The organism is Halosimplex carlsbadense 2-9-1, assembly GCF_000337455.1.
Lineage (GTDB): Archaea > Halobacteriota > Halobacteria > Halobacteriales > Haloarculaceae > Halosimplex > Halosimplex carlsbadense.
Map to the genome: position 1 here is coordinate 84,769 of NZ_AOIU01000028.1, position 19,644 is coordinate 104,412.

General features: G+C 58.9%; 22 protein-coding genes. 14 read left to right on the plus strand and 8 right to left on the minus strand.

Annotation, left to right across the window (positions count from 1 at the left end; all coding sequences use genetic code 11):
* The first annotated feature begins 60 nt into the window (after positions 1-60).
* The 3 genes from C475_RS11520 to C475_RS24375 all read left to right on the plus strand — a co-directional run bounded on the left by C475_RS11520 (position 61) and on the right by C475_RS24375 (position 1,002).
* On the plus strand, positions 61-531 hold the full coding sequence (locus C475_RS11520; RefSeq protein WP_006884005.1) for an FKBP-type peptidyl-prolyl cis-trans isomerase: 471 nt from the start codon (positions 61-63) through the stop codon (positions 529-531).
* 133 nt (positions 532-664) lie between these two features.
* Positions 665-850: a DUF7837 family putative zinc-binding protein gene (locus C475_RS24370; RefSeq protein ID WP_152436393.1), complete on the plus strand. Its 186-nt coding sequence runs from the start codon at positions 665-667 to the stop codon at positions 848-850.
* Between the two features lie 5 nt (positions 851-855).
* Positions 856-1,002, plus strand: coding sequence for a hypothetical protein (locus tag C475_RS24375; RefSeq protein ID WP_193366308.1), 147 nt, complete (start codon positions 856-858; stop codon positions 1,000-1,002).
* Between the two features lie 51 nt (positions 1,003-1,053).
* Here the strand turns inward: C475_RS24375 and C475_RS11525 are convergent, their stop codons facing one another.
* On the minus strand, positions 1,054-2,058 hold the full coding sequence (locus tag C475_RS11525; RefSeq protein ID WP_006884008.1) for an NAD-dependent epimerase/dehydratase family protein: 1,005 nt from the start codon (positions 2,056-2,058) through the stop codon (positions 1,054-1,056).
* A 159-nt stretch (positions 2,059-2,217) separates the two neighbouring features.
* On the opposite strand from C475_RS11525, the gene C475_RS11530 reads away from it, so the two are divergent.
* From C475_RS11530 to C475_RS11545, 5 genes are all read left to right on the plus strand, one after another.
* The gene (locus tag C475_RS11530; protein ID WP_006884009.1) at positions 2,218-2,970 is read left to right on the plus strand and encodes a sugar phosphate isomerase/epimerase family protein; all 753 of its coding nucleotides are present in this window, start codon (positions 2,218-2,220) and stop codon (positions 2,968-2,970) included.
* A gap of 157 nt (positions 2,971-3,127) precedes the next feature.
* Positions 3,128-3,406, plus strand: a complete 279-nt coding sequence (locus C475_RS11535) for a HalOD1 output domain-containing protein (RefSeq protein ID WP_006884010.1) — start codon at positions 3,128-3,130, stop codon at positions 3,404-3,406.
* An 84-nt stretch (positions 3,407-3,490) separates the two neighbouring features.
* Positions 3,491-3,826, plus strand: coding sequence for a hypothetical protein (locus C475_RS11540; protein WP_006884011.1), 336 nt, complete (start codon positions 3,491-3,493; stop codon positions 3,824-3,826).
* 329 nt (positions 3,827-4,155) lie between these two features.
* Positions 4,156-4,632 (plus strand): restriction endonuclease, encoded by a 477-nt coding sequence (locus C475_RS22355; RefSeq protein WP_082223299.1) that lies wholly within the window; start codon positions 4,156-4,158, stop codon positions 4,630-4,632.
* 2 nt (positions 4,633-4,634) lie between these two features.
* Entirely contained in the window at positions 4,635-4,817 is a 183-nt protein-coding gene (locus C475_RS11545; RefSeq protein ID WP_006884012.1) for a hypothetical protein, read from the plus strand.
* A gap of 65 nt (positions 4,818-4,882) precedes the next feature.
* Here C475_RS11545 and C475_RS11550 read toward each other — a convergent pair whose 3' ends face one another.
* Positions 4,883-7,969: a phage/plasmid primase, P4 family gene (locus C475_RS11550; protein WP_161625191.1), complete on the minus strand. Its 3,087-nt coding sequence runs from the start codon at positions 7,967-7,969 to the stop codon at positions 4,883-4,885.
* A 434-nt stretch (positions 7,970-8,403) separates the two neighbouring features.
* Positions 8,404-8,625 carry a hypothetical protein gene (locus C475_RS23110; protein WP_152436395.1) on the minus strand — a complete coding sequence of 74 codons (222 nt, stop codon included), beginning with the start codon at positions 8,623-8,625 and terminating at the stop codon, positions 8,404-8,406.
* Positions 8,626-9,266: 641 nt separating this feature from the next.
* On the opposite strand from C475_RS23110, the gene C475_RS23115 reads away from it, so the two are divergent.
* The 6 genes from C475_RS23115 to C475_RS11560 all read left to right on the plus strand — a co-directional run bounded on the left by C475_RS23115 (position 9,267) and on the right by C475_RS11560 (position 12,703).
* Positions 9,267-10,037: a hypothetical protein gene (locus tag C475_RS23115; RefSeq protein WP_152436396.1), complete on the plus strand. Its 771-nt coding sequence runs from the start codon at positions 9,267-9,269 to the stop codon at positions 10,035-10,037.
* A 55-nt stretch (positions 10,038-10,092) separates the two neighbouring features.
* Positions 10,093-10,221 (plus strand): hypothetical protein, encoded by a 129-nt coding sequence (locus C475_RS25145; protein ID WP_268869912.1) that lies wholly within the window; start codon positions 10,093-10,095, stop codon positions 10,219-10,221.
* A gap of 195 nt (positions 10,222-10,416) precedes the next feature.
* Positions 10,417-10,716 carry a hypothetical protein gene (locus C475_RS23120; protein WP_152436397.1) on the plus strand — a complete coding sequence of 100 codons (300 nt, stop codon included), beginning with the start codon at positions 10,417-10,419 and terminating at the stop codon, positions 10,714-10,716.
* Positions 10,716-11,264, plus strand: coding sequence for a hypothetical protein (locus C475_RS23125; protein ID WP_006884014.1), 549 nt, complete (start codon positions 10,716-10,718; stop codon positions 11,262-11,264). The genes C475_RS23120 and C475_RS23125 overlap by 1 nt, the downstream gene beginning before the upstream one ends.
* Positions 11,265-11,267: 3 nt before the next feature.
* Positions 11,268-11,897, plus strand: a complete 630-nt coding sequence (locus tag C475_RS11555; protein WP_006884015.1) for a hypothetical protein — start codon at positions 11,268-11,270, stop codon at positions 11,895-11,897.
* Between the two features lie 2 nt (positions 11,898-11,899).
* Entirely contained in the window at positions 11,900-12,703 is an 804-nt protein-coding gene (locus C475_RS11560; protein ID WP_006884016.1) for a helix-turn-helix domain-containing protein, read from the plus strand.
* Between the two features lie 562 nt (positions 12,704-13,265).
* Here the strand turns inward: C475_RS11560 and C475_RS11565 are convergent.
* The 5 genes from C475_RS11565 to C475_RS22360 all read right to left on the minus strand — a co-directional run bounded on the left by C475_RS11565 (position 13,266) and on the right by C475_RS22360 (position 19,477).
* A complete protein-coding gene (locus C475_RS11565) occupies positions 13,266-13,505 on the minus strand; it encodes a hypothetical protein (RefSeq protein ID WP_006884017.1) in 240 nt (79 codons plus the stop codon).
* Between the two features lie 229 nt (positions 13,506-13,734).
* Complete coding sequence (locus C475_RS11570; protein WP_049930496.1) at positions 13,735-13,938, minus strand: hypothetical protein; 204 nt, start codon at positions 13,936-13,938, stop codon at positions 13,735-13,737.
* Complete coding sequence (locus C475_RS23870; protein WP_161625192.1) at positions 13,929-16,745, minus strand: hypothetical protein; 2,817 nt, start codon at positions 16,743-16,745, stop codon at positions 13,929-13,931. Before C475_RS23870 ends, C475_RS11570 begins: the two co-directional genes overlap by 10 nt.
* A gap of 683 nt (positions 16,746-17,428) precedes the next feature.
* Complete coding sequence (locus C475_RS11585) at positions 17,429-18,034, minus strand: site-specific integrase (protein ID WP_006884021.1); 606 nt, start codon at positions 18,032-18,034, stop codon at positions 17,429-17,431.
* A 114-nt stretch (positions 18,035-18,148) separates the two neighbouring features.
* Positions 18,149-19,477 carry a site-specific integrase gene (locus C475_RS22360; RefSeq protein WP_082223301.1) on the minus strand — a complete coding sequence of 443 codons (1,329 nt, stop codon included), beginning with the start codon at positions 19,475-19,477 and terminating at the stop codon, positions 18,149-18,151.
* Positions 19,478-19,644: the final 167 nt, after the last annotated feature.

Genomic DNA, 19,644 nt, shown 5'->3' on the forward strand with positions numbered 1-19,644 from the left:
CGACTCGGGGGAACGGCCCCCAGACCGTAGGCTTATCCGTCGGCCACCGTTTCGGACGATATGGCTATCTCAGAAGGCGACACCGTGACCATCGAGTACACAGGACGACTGGACGACGGCAGCGTCTTCGACACGTCGCTGGAGTCCGTCGCGGAAGAGGAAGGGCTCGCCGAGGACCAGCCCGGCCGCGACTACCAGCCGCTCACCGTCGAGATCGGCTCGGGCCGCATCATCGAGGGGCTCGAAGACGGCCTGGTCGGCATGGAGACCGGCGAGGAAGACACCGTCGAGATCGAGCCCGAGCAGGCCTACGGCGAGCGCACCGACGACCGCGTCGTCGAGTACGAGACCGACGAGTTCGCGGAGATGCTCGGCGGCCGCGAGATCGAGGAGGGCCTGGAGATTCAGACCGAGGAGGGGCTCCCGGGCGAGGTCGTCGACGCCGACGACGAGGCGGTCACCGTCGACTTCAATCACGAACTCGCGGGTGAGGCGCTGACGTTCGAGGTCGAAGTCGTCGCCGTCGAGTGACGACCGTCCGCGGCGGACCGTCGGCTACTTCGCGGCGCGTCGACCGACCCGGACTCGAACGCTCGGGCGACCGCCGGTCGGCGTAAACCGCCGCATTATCGACGTTATACGGAACATAACAACAAAGGGTGGTGTGGTAACCCGGTACATGGTCGGGACCGACGACCGGGGACTGCGGGGGGGACCGCTCGGCGCGTGTCCGAACTGCGACGTGATGATCCCGTCGGCGAACCTGCTGATCCGCTACGAGTCCGAGGGCGACTGGCCCAGGCTCTTCGCCGAGTGTCCCGACTGCGAGAACCCGGTCCACCCGGAGTGATCACCGTGAGTCTGTTCGCCTCGCTCGTCACACGCGCCACGCCCGAGACCGTCGTCGCCGAGTGTCGACGCTGTGGAACGTCCGTCGAATCCGACACGTCCGTCTGCGGGACCTGCGGATCCGAGGACATCGTCCGGTACAGTATCGATTGAGGTCTCGACCGGCCGAAGCTCGGCCATCCCGAAAGCGGCCGACCGCCCCTTTCAGCCGTCGAACGCTTCGACGAACGACCGGGTCGAGTCGCGCCACGCGTCGATTATCTGGTCGTCGTTCTCGCTGTCGGCGTCGTCGATGGCGTCGCGCCGCTCCAGGTCGTCGATAGTCCGCTCGACGCCCTCGCGGAAGGTGATCGTGTACTCGAAGTCCAGGTCCCGTTTCGCTTTGCTGTTGTCGAAGACGGTCGAGTACTGGAAGTGGTCGACCAGCGGGTCGGTGCGGTCGGGGACGGCCTCGACGAGCTCGTCGGTGGGGATGTACACCATCTCGGGCTCCGGTGCGTCCATCGCGTCGGCGACGTACTCGTGGTACTGATTCCAGGAGATGACCTCCTCGCTGGTGACGTGATACGCCTCGCCGTAGGCGGTCTCGTTGCCGATCGCGTTCACGAACGCGCCCGCCACGTCGTCGCGGTGACAGGGGCCCCACAGCGTCGCGCCGTCGCCGTGGACGATGATCGGCTCGCCGCGGCGGACGCGGTCGAGGTAGTAGGTGCCCCACCCCATCGTGTGGATGACCGGCCCGCCCTCGCCGTAGGTGCTCCACGGGCGGATCACGGTCGTCTCGAAGTCGTCGCCGTGTGCCTCGAAGAGGATGTCCTCGCACTCGGCCTTGTCGGCCCCGTAGTCGCTGACCGGCGGGTGGCGGGCCGCGTCCTCGGTCGCGGGGTTGGCGGCCAGCGGCCGGTGGTACACGTCGACCGTCGAGCAGAAGACGAACTGCTCGACGCCCTCGAAGGCCTCGACGGCGCTCTCGGCCTGTTCGGGCGAGAAACACACCATGTCGATCACGACCTCGGGGTCGACCTCGGCGGCCACTGCCGCCAGTCGCTCGTCGTCGTTGCGGTCGCCGTGAACGTGGGCGACCGCGTCGGGGAGGTCGGCGTCGGTCTCGCCGCGGTGGAACGCGGTCACGTCGTGGCCGGCGTCGACCGCCTGGCGCGCGATACCGGTGCTTATCAGCCCGGTGCCGCCGATGATGAGAACGTCCATGGGCCACCCATGGCGACTGCGCGGATAAAACGTCGCCTCGCGGAAGCCCGCACCGGATCAGGACCGAGCGGCGCCCACCGTCGGTCGCTCGACACACCGGTCCCGGCCCGCCTTTCCCCCGGCGGAACGCTTTTGGCGGTCTCACGCCTTTCGAGGTCCATGCCTCGCGACTACGATATCGGCGTCCAGAGCGTCGTGTTCCGGGACTTCTCGCTCGCAGACCTGCTCTCGGAACTCGACGGGACGGACGTGACACATCTCGAACTGTGGGGCCATCACCTCGCCCCGGACCACGACGACGGGACGGTCGCGGCCGGACTGGACGCCGTCGCCGCCGCTGAGGTCTCGGTCTGTGGCTACGGCGTCGCCGACCTCGAATCGCCCGAGGAGGCCCGCGACCACGCCGCCTTCGCCGACCGCCTCGGGGCCGACTACCTCACCGTCAACTACCCGCCCGCCGCCGACGCGATCACCGAGGAACTGATCGACCTCGCCGAGGAGTTCGACCTCGACGTGGGCATCCACAACTACTCGTCGGTCCACCACGACGACCTCTCGCGGGTGTTCTCGACCATCGACGACGTTCGCGGCGTCCTCGACCGCTACGACCACGACCGGCTGGGCCTCTGTATCGACACTGGCCACTTCCTCGTCGAGGACGTGCGTCCCGAAGACGTCGTTCGGGAGTTCGGTGACCGCATCAACAGCTGCCACCTCAAGGACACCTCCGACGCCGAGATCGAGGACGTGCCCGGCGCGGGCCAGCTCGACGTGGCCTCGTTCGTCGGCCTGCTCGACGACCACGCCGACCTGACCGCGCCGCTCGTGATCGAGTACGAACTCCCGCAGGACCGCGCGACCGAGGCCCTCCGGGAGGCCGTCGAGACCGTCCAGGCCGCGCTCGACGACTGAGCCCCCCGTCGTTTCGACGGTCCCGCCCGCTGCCCCATTTCACCTGCCTCTGTCCCGGCGGTCCCGCGCCTCCCTCGCGGTCTGAACCGAATTAAACCGGGTTAATTCGGGCTAGCGACGACTCCGGTTTAGGTGCCTGGCGCTCTCCGACCGGGACGTGACGCCATCGACTCTGGTCCCGGACGAGCCGCCGATCGCACGCATCGCCGTCGACGCCGACGAGGAGGCGACGGACGGACTCTTCAGGGCCGCCCGGCGCGCCCACATCGATCTCGACGAGGTCGAGCAGTTGCACGACCGGGTCGACGCCGACGCCCTCGACACGCTCCTCTCGCACCACCGACGCGGCGACGCCGACGGCGAGTTCACCCTCGCCGTCGGCCTGTGGGACCACACGTTCGTCGTCCGCCCCGACACCGTCGAGGTTTACCCTTGAACCCGCCCGTTCTCGGCGTCTGCGGCGGACTCCGGCCGTCCCCGGAACGTAAGGTGTTTGCGACGGCCCCGCCTGGAGGCGGGTATGAGCCTCGACGATCTGCAGGACGACGTGCAGGGCGAGTACAGCGACCTCGACGAGGTCCTCTCGGTCGACACCGACCGCGAGACGCGCAACGAACTCGCCATGTTGCTCGCCGCACTGGACACCGACGACCCCGACGAACTCGTCCGCCGCGGGATCCACATGCTGTTCCAGAGCGCCGTCGAGACCGGCAATCTCGACTTCCACCTCCGCAGCGAGTACGACGTGACTTACGACGAGTATCTTTTGGGCGCGACGATGGATACTTACAACGACGGTGGGGTTGGTAGTGGCGTCGGCCCTGACGATCCGGACGATAGACGGTATCAATTCTAACCAGTTGTTTCAATGCAACTGTCGATAGGAACCTAATTTCCAGTCCTGTTATCAAAATCTCTAGGTAAATTTCAATAGACTGGCAACCAGTGAGCAATCTATCGGCAAAAGCGGGATTGGGCACTCCCCGCAGGCAGTAGTACACCCTGCGGTTGCATAAGGCATACTCCCGCTGCCGAAGAGAACCATGAGTTTCGACCCATTCGGAACGGACTTGACCGAACTTGAACAGTGTATCATAGATACCCACGAACGGAACCCGGACATCACTCCGAAAGGGATCGCGGATTCATGCGACTGTTCGGAAAGCTACGTTCGCCAGACCCTCAATGAACACCGACCGAACTGGGACAATGACGGTGGATTTGGCGTCTTCTAAGGAGCTGCAGACGCTCCTTGATTTGACGCCCCGCGAATTTGAGCACTTCGTTGCGGATGTGTGGCAAGAACGGCAAGAGTGGACAACAGAAGTGATGGATTCCGGCCCTGACCGGGGACTCGACGTGATCGGACAACCGCCGAACGGTGGCCCGAAGACAGCAGTTCAGTGTAAGCGATACGATCCAGAAAGTAGCCAAATATCGGAGCCGAATGTGCGTGAGTATGCGGCTCTCAGACAGCAGTGGGAAGACGTTGAGGGTGTTACTATCGTCACCACAAGTACGTTTAGCCGAAACGCACGCGAGATAGCCGACCGATTAGACGTGAAATGCATCAACGGCGAGGATCTTGTTCGACTGGTTCACCGCTATAATGCGACTGAGATACTGAACTGGTACGCTGCTGGTAGACCGGAGGAGTGGTGAGTATGTCGGACGATGATGATCTCCGGTTTGGTGACGTGAAGGGCAGTGATGGAAGTAGCACTAGCCATAGCGGTGAAGACGACTTGTTTGATAGGCTGATTCAGTTACTCATCTATCTCTTTATCGTCTATGTGGGTCTGAAAATGGCTGAGACATTGCTTAATATTCAGATCCCAGTTGTATAGGGTGAATCCCGCTAGAGTAGACATGAATAGTCAATTTAAATCCCATGCCGACAGATGGGTGGCGGTTACGTGTTTAGCGTGTAACCGTCGCCAGTATCGCGGACCCGTCCGCTCTCGGCTAGTGTTTCCAGCCTGTCTTTCACAGTGGTGGGATCGGCACCCGCCTCAGGCACCAACTGGGGCACGCCAACCGCCTGCCCCTCGAATTTCGTTCGCAGGGCTTCGAGGATTTGGTGTTTCACGTCTTCTATTTCGCCACCGTCCGCCGTAGCCGTAAGTTGACCTTGGCTCTCGTCGTCGGGACCCGGCCCTTCCGTGTGACCAACTCCCTGCTGGATCGTACGGATTTCGGTGAGTCCGTCTTTGGGTTGTAGCTGGCGCGTGCCGTCATGTTCACCCACTTCGACATTCTCGATTGCCACTGTCTCGCCTTCTACCTCTTTCAAGCGGTCGGCTACTGAATCGTCCCACGTCACCAAGTCCATAGCGCCGGATCCATCTTTCAGGATCGCTTTGGTCGTCGCGTTCTCGCCGTCACCAAGCGTCTCGACAGACACCACTTCCGCCGTGATCGACACGTAGCCTGTAAGCGACTGTGCAGCGTCCGCGAGTGGCGTAGCGTTGTAGGCTACAGTCTCGTCGCTCTCGTCGCTATCGCTTGTGTCGGTATCATCTGTCTGTTCAGGGAAGTAGCGAGTTGTTAGACGCTCGCTCATGTACTGCTGGGCGTCGTCACTGAATTGCACGTACTTCCAGCAGGTTTCGAGGTTATCGCCGTCTGTGAGTTGCCTTGTGCGGCCGGATTCAACGTCTACAACAGCTTGCTGGCTCACTTCTTGTTTGAATATATTTTGGCTTGTCGCACGTTCATCCTCTTCCCGACACATGGCCGCGTACACGTCGTACACGTCGTCTTTGAGAGTCTTATCCGTAGAAGTCGCTTCTTCTAGGTAGTCCATCACGAACCGGCGGATGGGATCGCTTGCTGCCTCATACATATCCATCCGTTCATCCGGCGACTCAGGCATCTTGAACGCACCACCGTTTTCTATGAGACTCTGCGCACCCTGAATTGCCAGATTGAGCAACCCACTCATCTCCTCATCGTCGGTTACGATCTTTTCGGCAAGTTTGGGGTCGGCGTCTCTGTTTCCGTCGTCTGGTTCTTCTGTGAACCGATCCGGCATTTCAATGGGATACAGACGGCCCTTCAACGCGGGCGTCTTCTCCTCGAACGTCGGCGGTTCGTTCCCAGAGAAGAACATAGCCGCCTCGTTCTGGAAGTCGAACGTTGCTTTGTGCTTCTCATTTGCCCGTAGGGTATCCCCGCCGGTCAACCGCTTGAGCATGGATACGTCTCGGATCTTCTTGCCGCTCAGGTCGTCACCGACGTTTATCATCTTCCCCGGCAGGTCGCCAGTGGCGAAATCGTCGTCACGGAAGTCTTTTAGCTCAACCGCTGCAGCGTTTTCATCACCAACGAACCGGCGGAAGACACGTCCGATAACGCTTTTGCCGTTGTCGCCCGGCCCGTACATGACTACGAACGCCTTGAACGGGTGGCCGGGCATGAGGCCGTGTCCCAACTGCTGAAGCAGTGTCCACATATCAGCGTCCCGTTGCGTGACCTGCCGAAGGAACCGGACCATTCGTTCAGGCACCGCCTCGGGGTCGTAGTCGTGTGGGATCCCCCGCGTGAATTGATACTCCGGGCTATGCTCCAACTTCTCCCCCGTTTCTAGATTCACAACACCATCCCCGACACAGACAAGCGGCCCATCTCTGTTTTTGGCGTTCAGCTCTTCTCGCCGGGTTTGGTTGCGGGCTTCGATACGGGCGACAACCTCAGATACTTCTTTGGTGCTATAATGGACTCCGATATTCGCCACTAGCAACGACTCAACCGCCTCTTCTCCCCACGAATTGAAATAGCCCTTCGATTCATCGTAGACCCACAACGTCTCAGATTCCACTACGTACATCCACGAGGTGTGTTCTTCAAGGGCGGCGGCGGCCCACAGACGGCCGCTTTGTTTCCCTTGATTTTCGTAGTGTTCAACCACATCGTCCCACGCAACCAACTCCGCGTTATTGGGGGACGGCCGCTGTGGGCCTTGGGCCGAATGATATGACGGTTCCCAACCGTTTTCTTTGGCGAGATAGACAAGCGTACCGACACTCGCATTTGAGTTGTCGTCTGGGTCTTCGCTTGCTTGCTCGCCGTTCTCCCAGATATAATCTATCTGGTACTGGCTATCTTCTTCCACCCATTTGCGGTTATCGCGGCTCCACTGCTCGAACACCTCTTTGCCTGTCTCGCCGTCGTCCCAATCGTACACGGCGTAGCCGGTCCGGGTCCAGTCGTCAAAGTGCTGGTCGCCCGGCAAATGCGACAACATTTCTTCAATCTCTTCGCGGTCATACTCCCGAGTAACCGTCGGGGGATTACCAGACTGGTCTGTATCGGTGTTCGTTCGGTCGGACGATCCGCTGTCTTCGCGCCCGCCGTCTTCCGCCTCTGTGTCCTCCAAGTCCGGGTCCGTTGCCAACGCCGAAACCAACTCTTCGGCGCTCACCGCTGCTATCTCGCGGTCGTGTTTGACTTCGTAATGTCCTTTCCCCTCTTCGCTACAGTCGTGCCAGTCCTTATCGCAATCGTCAATCTGGCTTCCTGCACCTACCACGTACTTGTTCTTCGCAATCACTTCACCCCACGATGGGACGGGGTTATATGCTCCTAACCGTTCTTTGAACAACTCTGCGGGCGTCTCATTACTATCCAACTTATAGATCCTGTGCCCACCGGCACCGTCCGGATCTACGTGTGGACTTTTTAGCTCTAGAGTCCTCGGCAAGCCGCTCAGTGCAGCAACCGCCACCCTACTTTGGTTATCGAGAGAGTGGTTCTGGTGGTCATCAACATCTAACACCACGAGAGCGTCGTCTTCGTCGGCGTAGATCCCGTAGTTCTGTCCTGGGGCTGTGGTGGGATCATCATATCGCGTGTCGTGATCCACACACATTTTCTGACCCTCTTTGACCGACACAAACCGGGCGCTGGCTAGGCCCGACTCTTCAAACCGATCACCGACTATCCCGTGGGGCATCACGCCGACCACCTCTGCACGTGTGCAGTCGTGTTCATCCCGCACCTTGCACACTCTGAACGGTCAGAACAGGCGCGAGAAGCCGTCTCGTGGCATAGATGGGTGGGGCGAACGGCCGTGTTCAAGGTGTGCGGGGTGTATTCGCTGTTATTGTGCGCTGCGCATTTGCGCGTGTGTGTGTATGCGCCCGACGCACGATAGTAGCTAATCCCCCCCGAACGCCCTGAACACCCACCAATCCACCGGCCAGACTCCCTGATTTCACGGACCACAGGCGTTCTCGCGTGTTCAAGGCGTTCACCTCGTACCCTGAACAGACATGAACAGCCCTGCACAGACAAATGATCACTCATCGTTATCACCGCCCTCGGATCTGCAGAACACACAACCGCGTGCGTCACTCAGTCGGGCGGATCGCTTGCTCAGGGAACGTCCGCACTGTTCGCAACGCTGGCGGTCAGAGATTGTTGGCGGACCGCTCATGCCGAATCACCGCCAAGCAACGTCTCTGCAACGTCGGCAACCGGCAAATCTGACTCTGCCAGGTCTTCGAGGGCTTCGCGGTTCTCTTCGATCTTGTCGTGAGTCCGTCCGCCGCACTTGTCGCACCGATAGAGTCCGTCTGTCCCTTCAACAGGGAATACATCGCTCGAATCGCAGTGTGGACAAGGCCAGTTTGTCCGCTGCTCCTGCTGGCTCATCGTTCACCCCACTGGCGAAGCTCCGCCTGTTCACCGTGGTCCTGGCGTTCACGCCATTCCTGCCACAGTTCTCCTAGGTCCGAAGGGGAAACATCCCGATCCAACTTCGCGCACCACGTCAAGAATTGGGCGCTCTCGTGCGTGTTCTGACGGTGGTGCTCGTTCTCGTCGGACAGATCGCGGTCGTCAACAAACTGCCGTCGTCGGGCCGCCATCACTCATCACCTCCAAGATAGTCTGGGAGATCAGCAGGATCAATTCCATCATACCAGGCCTGAGCTACAGACTCAAACGATGCAAATTTCGGCGCGTCAGATAGATATGCGGCGAAACTACCGGGATTCAGTCCTGAGTCGGTACGCTTTCCTTTGGCCCGCTCGTTGATGTTTTCGGGCCGGCTTTCGGTTCGGGACATGAGCTTGGACACTCCATTGAACGCGCCGAAGCCGGCCCAGCATTCATAACCCACCTAATGGGTTTATTGGGCCTTCAGGCATAGAATCAGATGCACACTGATTCCTTGCCCGGCCCACACCGGGCAGCTTCCATTCACCTTCTAACCGCAGGCTTAATTCACGCGTTCACTCGTTGCGAGACTGGCGAAGGATTTAATGCTTCCCGGCATTATAGAGCATCATAAGATGGTAGACCCGGACCTAATAGAGGGTGAAAGGGGAATTTTGACCGAGAAGGATAGGAAGTTCCTGTGCGGTGAACTAGATTTGTCGGAATACAATGACCCAGAAAATCAAGAATACCAATTTAGATATCGGATTCGCCAGCGTGTAAAAAGGGGGATCAAGGATTTCACTCTTCTTCTGGAGGGGTTAGACCGCTCTGAGCGTGAGAAGATATTTGAAGAAGTCTCTAAATCTCATCAAGATGTGCAGAATCATGCAGATCACTATCAGGAACTACCTGCCGAAGAACTTCAAGCCCCCTCGTTTTTGCTAAACGGGGTACGTGATGCCTTCCAATTTGTCTTCACATCGTTAATGGAAGCCACACGAGAGCCGCCAATATCAATGGTTGAAGAAGAACTGAAGTACGCACTTCAAACAGATATCTCCATGTATGGGGACGAATTTTTTTACGGAGACGTGAAGGTATCTATAGATGATCTTGATGAATTTACGATAATGTTAGATGCTGCAGCAGAACAGTTGGATGAAGAACTGCTTAGTAAGCATGAATCGATCGATTTTCAGGACAATACTGTACTTTCTGACTTTGTGGGTTTTATCGAATCAATGCCGGAAATGGCCTTTGACGACGTGATTTCCCTAATTATAGCACTACATCACACTGGTCGACTTAGCCATACGGAAGGTGATGAATTAATCAGGAGTGTAACGGAACTTCACGAGAAAGCTTTGAAAGGGGATCTTTCTAAATCTCTTGGGATTGTGTAAATAATATCTTACCCCACCTCGTGGCTTTTTGGGATTATCGCCCCAGTATTTGCATATGGAACGTATTGAAGCAATGGTCCCACCGCCGCTTAATGATGGGATTGAAGAATACCGTGAAAATCAAGGTTTTGAAAATAAATCACAGGCGATTCGCGCATTGCTTCGGAAGGGGCTGGAACAATGAGTAGAGAGCGGACAGGGCTGCTGAATGTCCAACTCCGCAAGGAACCGGACAAAGAAGCGTGGCAGGAGGCAGAGAAGGCAGTAGCACAGATTTTCGGGGTTGACGTAGAAGACTTGTCGAGGCGCGAGGTCGCCAGAGAGCTTGCTGAAGGATATATTGGACGGGACGCTTGTGGTCGTTGGCGAGGTGAGAACGATGATTGATCTTCTCAATCGCACCCGAGACGGCTACCGGACCCAAGCGGCTTTCACGACAAGCGACGGCGGGCGCGCGGAGGCAGGCGACGTGATCCCCGGCGAACTGCAATCGTGGGGCCAGTCAGAGGCAACTCGCGAATGGGTGCTGGATAAATTCGCAGAAACTGGTGATTGGCCCGCTGCTGATAGTGGCCGAACGGGAGAACGGCTTGCGTTCGTGCCTGGCGAGGTTGTGGGCGAATCGCGCGAGAAAGTGCTTGAGGTGCCGCGGCCGAAGGGTCCGAAGGTGAAATTCTGATGTTCGGAAAAGACGACGAACGGGAAGAGGCGCGCAAAGAGCGAAAAAAGAACCGCGAGTACCAGCTGCACGGGTCGAATCTCGGCGGGAACGTCGGTGACGATCAGAACAAGGCGGAGATTCTGAGTCAACTAAGCGAGATTTCCGACCTTCCGATTGGCGAAGAAGATCCGGTGATGGGACAGCTCGTCTCGCAACTGGCGAGCACCGCGAATCTGTCCGAAGAAGACGTACGTAGCAAAGAATGGGTCTTTGAGTACCTGCGTCTCATCAACGAGGCCCAGTATCCACCGTCCTACGGTATCACAGGCGCTCGTAGAGCGTGGGTGTATGACGATGCATCTCAGCACAAGGAGGCTCTTGTCCCGGAAGACGATGCAACGCTAGAGAGCTTCACAGATAACGCGAAACGGGCGCTAACGCGCTCGGAAGATGCGAAAGTCATTGAAGAATCGACCCGTTCCGTCAGTGAATCCGTCGTTCGGGACGAATCGCAGGATGAAAATGGTGGTTCAAGTGGCTTGCTCGGCCGAATGGGGCTTCGATAGACCATGAGCATAGACAATCCCGATCAAGAGATTGAGGTAGAAGACGAAGAAGGGTATGTTGACCGCCAGCGAAAGCAGGATATTATTGAGAGCCGCAGGAAGGTGATTCAGGTTCAAGAGCGCGTGTTTTCAGCAGCGGCACGCGGCGAAATGAAACAAGAATATGCCTGTCGGATGTGGCACGAATCGATCCGCGTGTATCTCTTGTCCATTGAGCCGCTTCTACGCGATTTCGACCTACCGAACGCGGAAGAGGCATATCTGCATACCAAACTCGGAGAAGTGACGCTATCACCGCCACCGGAACTACAGTCGGAGCCGGAGAGCGGCAAAGAAATCGCGGAACGTGGCTTTAAGCTCCTATCTGACCCGATTTCTCCGGAGAAAGAACCAATCCACGGCCTGAAAGAAATCATAGAAAACGACGGCTACAGTCAGTCGTGGAAGGTCCGAATTAACCAAATCAAAGGGCTACAGGCAAAGCGCCAGGGACCACACACAGAGACGGTCACGGCCGAAGAGCATATGCCGAAAATGGCCTTGATGAACGCGGTTCGTGAGGCCGATCAATTCCTCCAAGAGGCGAATGTCGGTCTGGCGCTTGGCACTGGCGACCCGCACGGAGTGACATAGCCATGTCTGTTGAGGCACCGAAGCGGTTCTTCCGAGAGTCTGACCACCCGCTGGCGGAGATGTATCGGAAGCGAGTCGAACAGGACCGGGACCTTGTGATCCTGATTACCGACAGCAGCAACGACAGAGGCACGGGCAAGACGACGGAGGCCCTTCGGCTGGCCCACGGTATGGATCGCACTGACGACGGTGTGACGCCTGAGAAAGTGGCTCTGAATCCCCACCCACTGATACAGGCATACACCGAAGAGCCGCGCGGGTCGTCGCTCGTGCTGGACGAATCCGAGGTGGGGATTGACAAGTACAAGGCTGGGTCTGCTGTCAACCGTGCGATCCGTGAGTTGGTTTCAACCGGACGGATCGAAGAGAAATACCTTGTGCTCAACGCACCAGCGGACCACCTCGTTGACCAGGACCTAAAGACGCTTGTTGACGTGTGGGTGCTCGTTGAACGCCGTGGCTTTGCGAACGTCTATCGCATGGACTGGAACCCACACCAGGGCCACGAACTGACGCACAACATGGGTACGCTTACGTGGGACCCGATCCCGAATGGGTCGGATCTGCACAGTGTCTATCAGCACCTCACGGAGAAGAAAGAGGCACGCTTGCGTGGTGAAGAGGGCGACGACTTTGTGAAACGCTCCGAGGCACAGGATATGGTTGAACAGGCACAGAAAGAAGCGGAGAAGGGCAAGCGCAACCAACTCATCAGGGCGATGGTGGAAAATGGATTGACACAGACACAGACGGCTGATATTGTCGGGTTGGACCAAACCACTGTGTCGAAAATCGTCAATTCATAATCTCGGTCTATCCTGCCCGCCAAAAATCGCAAGAGGGCGGGGCGACGATGCACTACGCGGAATACTATGAATGCAGGCACCCCGGTTATACTATACGCGCATAGAGTCTGGCCCCTCCCCAGTTCAACCCTGCCACGTGCGGACAATGCTTCGGACAGTCTAACCCTGCACTTTGACAATCACGCTCTGCATTGTCCGAGGTATGTCTGAGAAGCCACCGACTGCCGACAAATACGACTGCAAACTAACGGGGTGGGCACAGTGCCCGGAGTGTGGATCGGAGATGGTACAGATGCATATCGGTGATGAAGCGGTCGGCTACAGTGGGAACGCACAGCGGATGAACTGGTTTGAATGTCTCGACTGTGGCGCGGATTCGTGGCCCGACGACTAACCCGCTGCAGGGGGACCAACACACGCCCGTACTGTTCTATCGGACTATGCGTGACAGTCCCCGGATTAGGACAATTCGGCTGATACGGTACCAGATGGGTAGCTAGAAGGCCATTCTGCCCGGTCGAACCGTGGGGGTTAGAGTCGAGAAACCACCTTGCAGATATGCCTACTCGTTGCCCGCGGCTTGCTCAATTTGCTCAGACACCGCGGCCGCTCTTTCCGGGCTTCCCAACAACGTATCCCCTGCCGTTTTCACTTTGTCGCTCAGGTCGTAGTGTTTCAGTATCCGCTTGGCATCGTCTCTCGAAATTCGCGCCGTCCGTGTGAACTCTAGCATGGTATCACTTTCTTTGGCGTACTGTTCGACTAACTCGCGGTCCAAGTGGTAGGGCAGATCCAGAGTCATGGCTATCCTCGCAGTGGCTGTTTCGTATCGCAGTGGCTACACCCGACGAATCCTTTTGTCCAATACGCGCGCTCGGAACAGTTCGGACACTCAATCACAGCGTGCTCTCTCATGATCTTCTCGCCGTCCTCCTCGACCACTGCCCAAGCTGTGCGGTCCCACTGTGCCGGTGGGTCACGGTGCAAGCGTTCGATCCTATCCACCTTTCCAGAAACGGGTAGCGCGCGCTTCATGCAGGCTCACCCGTCTCTCGATACATCTTGACGCCCGCATACAGAGACGCTGGTAGTCCGGCGAACAGTACCACAAACGCCAGCATATCCGGCAACAGCAGCGGTGAAACATCAACCACTTCAACGACCACAACGGCTACGAGAGTCAGCACTATACCCGCGACAGTTGCCCCGCCGGCCTTGAGCACCCTCAGAACCATGGTTCTCCCGTGCCGTCGCTGTCCATATCAAGGCCAGGGATGGACGACCCGCCGCTCTCGCCCGTATCCGTTTCCAAGATACCGCCCGTGAGTGGGTTTCGGAACGACGTAAAGAACGGGTCTTCAGTCCCCGCAAGCCGTCGCTCTCGCTTCTTTTCGTCCTTGTCGTCGGTGTCAAGCTCGGGCAACTCTCGCGGCGTGTTCGGTGGCGTGTCCGGCGGCGTGAACGGTCCGCCCGGTGGCGTGCTCGGGATACCGGGCGGCGTCCCTGGTGAGTATGGTGGCGTGCCGGGGCTGTAGGGCGGCGTTCCGGGATCGGACGGTGGCCCTGGGTCGCTTGGCGGCGTGGGCTGGCCGGGGTCACTCGGCGGAATTGGGTCACTCGGATCACTCGGTGGGGTTGGGTCGGACGGGTCGCTCGGTGTGACACTCCCGCCAGAGCCGCCAAACGGCCCGCTAGACCCACCGCTCGGGATCGGACTCGGCCCGGTCGACGGGCCACCCGACCCGCCACTCGTCGGGCCGGTGCCACTGCCGCCGTCACTGCCAGGAAGCGTCCCGCCCGACCCACCGACCGGACTGGTCGGTTCCGTCTCACTCACGCTGCTGTCACTGCCGTCTGACGGGCCTGTGGGAACACTCAGCGGTCCGCCGCCGTCGTAGGGACTCGTCGGGCTTGTCGGTGGACTCGTCGGCTCTGTGCGGCCGGTGGGACTCGTCACGTCGTCGGTCCCTGTCGCCCCGCCGGTCGGACTCGTCGGAACGAAGGGGAACGGTCGATCCGTACCGGGTCGATACGTTCCGCTCAATTCATCCAGCGTCCCGGTGAACGCCGGACCGGGGCCACTGCCGGGTACTTCCGCCTGCCCGCGGTTGTCGAACCCGAACCGAGTGGGTTGGTCTGGCGCGTCGGGCGTATCGGGTACGACACCACGGAGCGGGACACGTCTACCGCCAACCTCGGTGTAGAAGTCCGACCCGATCCCAAGTCGGCGGGCCGCGTTCCGGATCGGGCCGCCGCCAACGTCGCGGAACTCAGCACCGGGCGGAATCACGGCTTCAATCTCGCCTGGGGCCACCTCACCGGACGGCTTGGTGACGGCCGTCGTATCGCCGCCACGGTCGATCATTTCCTCGTTAAATCCGTCTAGCGTGTCCGCGTCGGGGCTGTCAACGTCCGTGCGAACGAACAGGCCGGTGGGTTGGCTCCCAAAGTCCGGCAGGCCGGGGCGAAGGCTGAATCCGGCACTCCGGCCTTCAACGCCAAGGAAATTCGGGCTAACGTCGGGGCCGACGAAACTACCGGGCGTCTCATAGTCGAACTCTTCGAGGCTCTCACCGGGTGCGGACTGGAAGCCTTGACCGCCCCGACCACGCCCCGGCCCTTCGGGTTCAACGTCGAGTGTCTTGGTGAGAACGGTTCCGTCGTCGTCAAAGAGATCCTGAATCTCTTGGGGCTGTTGTGCCTGCTGGCGGACGGCTTCGGCAGGGTCAGACTCGTATAGGTCGGGATTCTCCGCGCCGGGGAACCGTTGGCCTTCAGTCCCGCCGCTTTCGTAGTAGCGCGCTACTTCATCTTGGGTCAGCTCATCAAGTGGGACCTTATCACCGCCAAGGGTACGGATACGATCCCGGAAGATCCGACCGAAGCGCCCCGCTGCCGCGCCAGTCCCAGCGGATATGGCTGCCGCGCCAGCCACACCCGCCGTACTCTCGACAGGTTCGCTTCGGAAGCTACGGATCGTTTCCTGGCCGGTGATAACGCCGAGTCGCCCGACCGCCTCGCCCACCTCTAGCGGCCCCTCTTGTACTGCCTCAACAGGCGTGTTCGTGAGTAGTTCAAGCCCCGTATCTGCGAGTGCGGGCGACTGAACGCCCGTCGCTACGGCCTCAAGGCCGGTCGAAGCGAACCCCTGTAGCGCCTTCTCGGGGATCTTGGAACCGGCCACAGTGATAGGTTCGTTCTCATCGAACGTGTCCGCAAAGTCGGAAACGTCACCCGCTGCCGACCGAAAGCCCTGCTCCGAGAGGTTGACCGGCCCGACTTGTCCCGGCAGTAGTCCTTCGGACGATCCGGGTCGTTCCGAGAGAAGCCCGCCACGGGTCAAGTCGTCGGTGATCTCTTTGTTAAAGTCAATCTGATTCTCGCCGCCCGGTTTCGTCGCTTCTACGATGTCCTCGCCGCTGAATCCTGGCTGTTTGGCCGCCGTCTCTTGGCCGAAAGTCTGAATCTCTTGCTGTCCAAAGAGCGTGTTCCCAACACCCTCTAGGAACCCCTGATTGTTCTGCTGCTGGTTCAACTCGCCAACTTCTAGCTCGTCAACCCCAACATCCTCCGGCGCACGGGCCTGCATTTTCTCACGCTGTTGGGCGGTGCGAATGCCGGAGAGCGCGCCGATAACTTGCTCGTTGTACTCTGGAAGCGTGTTCTGTCGGAAGTTCTCTCGGGCTTCCTGCCGCGCGACTATCTTTTCGCGCTGCATGGCCGTCCGCTGTTGGGACAGGTCCGTGATAACGCGCTCTGCAAACTCTTGGCTTTGGCGTGCTTCGGCCCTAGCCTGCTGTTTTTCCTGCTGCTGGGCCGTGCGTTGGCCGGACAACTCCCGGATAATGGCTTCATTCCGTTCCTGAATCGGGTCGACCGGACCCTCAGGTGCCTCCGGTGGTTCGGCCATTTCCTCTGTCGTCTCTTGAGGCGCTGCTTGTGGGCCGTCTGGTTCCGCTGTAAACCCACCGCCAGCCGAACCAGTCTCTTGGCCCGCGGGCGGCGTCTCGACCGGCTCTTGGCTCTCGTCGGGCGTCGGCATATCGTCGGGCGGACTGTCCTGCACAGGATCGGGCATATCGTCGGGGGGCTGTGGGTCAACGTCCGGGCTTGGTGTGAAGCCACCACCCGCACTGCCGCCCGAACCGACTGGTTCGGACGTACCCGTATCGCTGCTACCGCCTGAACTACTGCCGCCGGACGGCGGACTCACCGGGTCAACGCCGGGCGCGGGCGTGAACCCACCGCCCGCACTCCCGCCGCTAGTGTTGCTACCAGAAGCACCACCGCTAGACCCATTCCCGCTAGAGTCGCTACCGCCATTGTTCGGGCCGATCCCACGTCGGTCTAATTGGTCTTGCACTCGGTCGGGGACGTTGTTACTCGACCCGCTATCAGACGATCCACCAGAGTCACCACTGTCTGAGCTACTGCCGCCGGACCCACCAATACCAAGCGGGTTCGATGCAAAGCCACCGCCAGCACTGCCTTGGTCGGCCCGACGCGTGTCGGTGCTATCGCTCGAACTACTGCCTGAAGAACCGCTAGAGTCGGTATCGGACGGCCCGCTTACGTCTTGGCCGGTTGATTCTTCAATCGCTTCTTCGCGGGCTTCAGCGGTGTCGTTGTTCTGGAACGCTTTCCGAAACTCCTCGGCAAAGTTGCTCATATCGGGCGCTACGGCTCGAACTAGGATATAAAGAGGCGGCCAGGCCGATTCTCAGGCTACGAGATTCCAGCGTCCTCAAAGGCTTTGTTCACAACATCTGGCGTCGGTGCGTTTAGGTACGGTTCGATTGCTTGGAAACTACTCCACCCACCGACAGCCATGACCACACGCGGGTTCATGCGCTCGTCCACTAGCAACCGCTGTGCGAACCGCCTACGCAGGTCGTGGCTACTCACATGGTGAAAGTCGCTGTCGTCCGACTCGTCCGCTGCACGGGCCGCTGTCCGCTCTACAACGCCCCGCACGGCCCTCGGAGTGAGTTGGATGAAAGAGTCGTCGGGGGATACGTCCTCGGCGTTCTGATAGCGGTGTAGGTCCCGCTCAACGTCCGTGGGAAGATAGGCGTCCCGTGGTTCTCCATTCCCGTTCTTGGTATCCTTGCCTTCCGGTACCCGCAAGTGGTAGTGTTCGCCGTCCGCTGTCCGCTTGATGTGCTTGGGCTTGATTTGGGGGATCTCGAAGGCCCGCAGGCCGACATAGCCACCCAACTGGATGATTAGGTCGTCTCTGTGGCTGGCCGCTGCGCGCCGGAGCTGTTCTAACTCGTCGTCTGTCAACCACACTTTGTATGTGCCTTCTTTCGCGGTCCCTTCGAGGCGCATGATAGTTGTTAGAACAAGTCGGAACATAAGCGCCGGTCGCCAGGGGCGATAGGAACGATATAGCCACCTATCCACGGGGTTCGGTTCCGATTTCATTCACAAGTCGGAAAACGGCTATTCGTCCTCTTTGCGGTCAATCATCATGTCCTTCACCTCGGGATCATCTAGAATGTCGTCTACCAGTTGAAGTTTGTCGACGGTATCCATGTTCTCGGGATCTACGTCCTGATAGGATTCTCTCACCTTGTCGTCGGCTTCCTGAGAATGTTCCTTCGCGTCGGGCGTAAACTCCAACCCGCAGATATGGCAGAGACGGGCGTTCTCCGGCGGATTAGTCCCACACTGGGGGCACACTTCCGGTGTAAGCTCGCTGTCCGGGTCGTCCGTTTCCAGATCAAAGGCTTCCCGCGCTTCTCGGATATGGTCACTGTCTTTCAAATGGGAATACGTCGATTCCATGACTCTGCTATCCGGCGCGTGGCCCAACTGGTGTTTGATCGCACTTTCTGGCATACCACGGCGAAGGGCTATCGTAACGAAATTGTGCCGGAGTGCGTGGGGGTTGAGTGGTCTGTCTATATCTGTCCGCCGTTTGATTCGCTTGAGCGTTTCGTATACACTGGATTCACCCATCTGCGTCCGCGCTACCTCTTTGTCGCTCAGATTCCGATCCTCACTGAATGGGCCACCATTAGCGAATTGAGGCAACGGACAGAATACGTAGGCTTCTGGGTCGTCCGGGTTCGGGTGGCCGGTTTGAAGCCACTGGCGAACTGTAGCCTCAGATAACAGCAAATCACGCCATTTGCCGTTTTCATTTGCGCCTTTCAATCCCTCTGCCTCTTCATTCAATGTAAACCGCCCCTCGTCAAGTTTCAGGTGCTTGACTTTGAGCGTCCGGGTCGCACTGGCTCGCTGGCCGGTATAGAGCAAAAAATCGAACAGTGCTAAGTCGCGGTTGTTTCGTGCAGCCGACCGTAGTTCTTGGATCTGCTCCCGAGTGAGCATATCGTCGGGGTCGACTGGCGAATCTTCTTGTTTCGGTATCGGGATCTCTTCGGGATCTATCCCAACATCATGGAGTTTGTAGAATTTGCGGAGAGCAATCGAATAGAGGCGCACGCTGCCGTTTGTTAGCCCACCATCCTTCACATCCGGGTGATCGCCGTCCTTGAACTGCTGGATTTGTTCTTTCAGTTTTAGTTCCGAAGTATCCAGCAAGTCAACATCGTAGGCGAACCGCCGGCAGTTCTGAATATAGTTTGCTAAGGTGCTGGCCGCAATCGTTTGCTCGCCGTCCGGCGGGGAAGCCATAACGTTCTCCTCGTAATATGCCTGTGTGAAGTGTTTGATAGCCTCAGAACACTCAGGATTGGCAAAATCCGACTTATCTTCCTCTATCTTCTCCAATTCACGCTTCAAGTTCTCTGACTGAATGCCCATGCGATTGTCAATATGGGCCACCCACTTAGTTGTAAGTATTCTCCAACTCCGTAGGACTAAACGACGAGTACCTCTCGGGCATGACCTTCGAGGAGATGACCGGCGGCGCGGACCTCCCTCAGACCGGCACCGGCGACCCCGACGACCGGCGGTATCAGTTCTAAGCC

What these genes read in the sequence shown, in the direction of transcription:
- C475_RS23120 (WP_152436397.1), top strand. Translation starts at nt 10,417, where the DNA reads ATGATTGATCTTCTCAATCGCACCCGAGACGGCTACCGGACCCAAGCG.
- C475_RS11545 (WP_006884012.1), top strand. Translation starts at nt 4,635, where the DNA reads ATGTCGGACGATGATGATCTCCGGTTTGGTGACGTGAAGGGCAGTGAT.
- C475_RS22360 (WP_082223301.1), bottom strand. Translation starts at nt 19,477, where the DNA reads ATGGGCATTCAGTCAGAGAACTTGAAGCGTGAATTGGAGAAGATAGAG.
- C475_RS11525 (WP_006884008.1), bottom strand. Translation starts at nt 2,058, where the DNA reads ATGGACGTTCTCATCATCGGCGGCACCGGGCTGATAAGCACCGGTATC.
- C475_RS11585 (WP_006884021.1), bottom strand. Translation starts at nt 18,034, where the DNA reads ATGCGCCTCGAAGGGACCGCGAAAGAAGGCACATACAAAGTGTGGTTG.
- C475_RS22355 (WP_082223299.1), top strand. Translation starts at nt 4,156, where the DNA reads ATGAACACCGACCGAACTGGGACAATGACGGTGGATTTGGCGTCTTCT.
- C475_RS25145 (WP_268869912.1), top strand. Translation starts at nt 10,093, where the DNA reads ATGGAACGTATTGAAGCAATGGTCCCACCGCCGCTTAATGATGGGATT.
- C475_RS11520 (WP_006884005.1), top strand. Translation starts at nt 61, where the DNA reads ATGGCTATCTCAGAAGGCGACACCGTGACCATCGAGTACACAGGACGA.
- C475_RS11560 (WP_006884016.1), top strand. Translation starts at nt 11,900, where the DNA reads ATGTCTGTTGAGGCACCGAAGCGGTTCTTCCGAGAGTCTGACCACCCG.
- C475_RS11555 (WP_006884015.1), top strand. Translation starts at nt 11,268, where the DNA reads ATGAGCATAGACAATCCCGATCAAGAGATTGAGGTAGAAGACGAAGAA.
- C475_RS23115 (WP_152436396.1), top strand. Translation starts at nt 9,267, where the DNA reads ATGGTAGACCCGGACCTAATAGAGGGTGAAAGGGGAATTTTGACCGAG.
- C475_RS11540 (WP_006884011.1), top strand. Translation starts at nt 3,491, where the DNA reads ATGAGCCTCGACGATCTGCAGGACGACGTGCAGGGCGAGTACAGCGAC.
- C475_RS11565 (WP_006884017.1), bottom strand. Translation starts at nt 13,505, where the DNA reads ATGACTCTGGATCTGCCCTACCACTTGGACCGCGAGTTAGTCGAACAG.
- C475_RS23125 (WP_006884014.1), top strand. Translation starts at nt 10,716, where the DNA reads ATGTTCGGAAAAGACGACGAACGGGAAGAGGCGCGCAAAGAGCGAAAA.
- C475_RS11530 (WP_006884009.1), top strand. Translation starts at nt 2,218, where the DNA reads ATGCCTCGCGACTACGATATCGGCGTCCAGAGCGTCGTGTTCCGGGAC.
- C475_RS23870 (WP_161625192.1), bottom strand. Translation starts at nt 16,745, where the DNA reads ATGCCGACGCCCGACGAGAGCCAAGAGCCGGTCGAGACGCCGCCCGCG.
- C475_RS23110 (WP_152436395.1), bottom strand. Translation starts at nt 8,625, where the DNA reads ATGAGCCAGCAGGAGCAGCGGACAAACTGGCCTTGTCCACACTGCGAT.
- C475_RS11570 (WP_049930496.1), bottom strand. Translation starts at nt 13,938, where the DNA reads ATGGTTCTGAGGGTGCTCAAGGCCGGCGGGGCAACTGTCGCGGGTATA.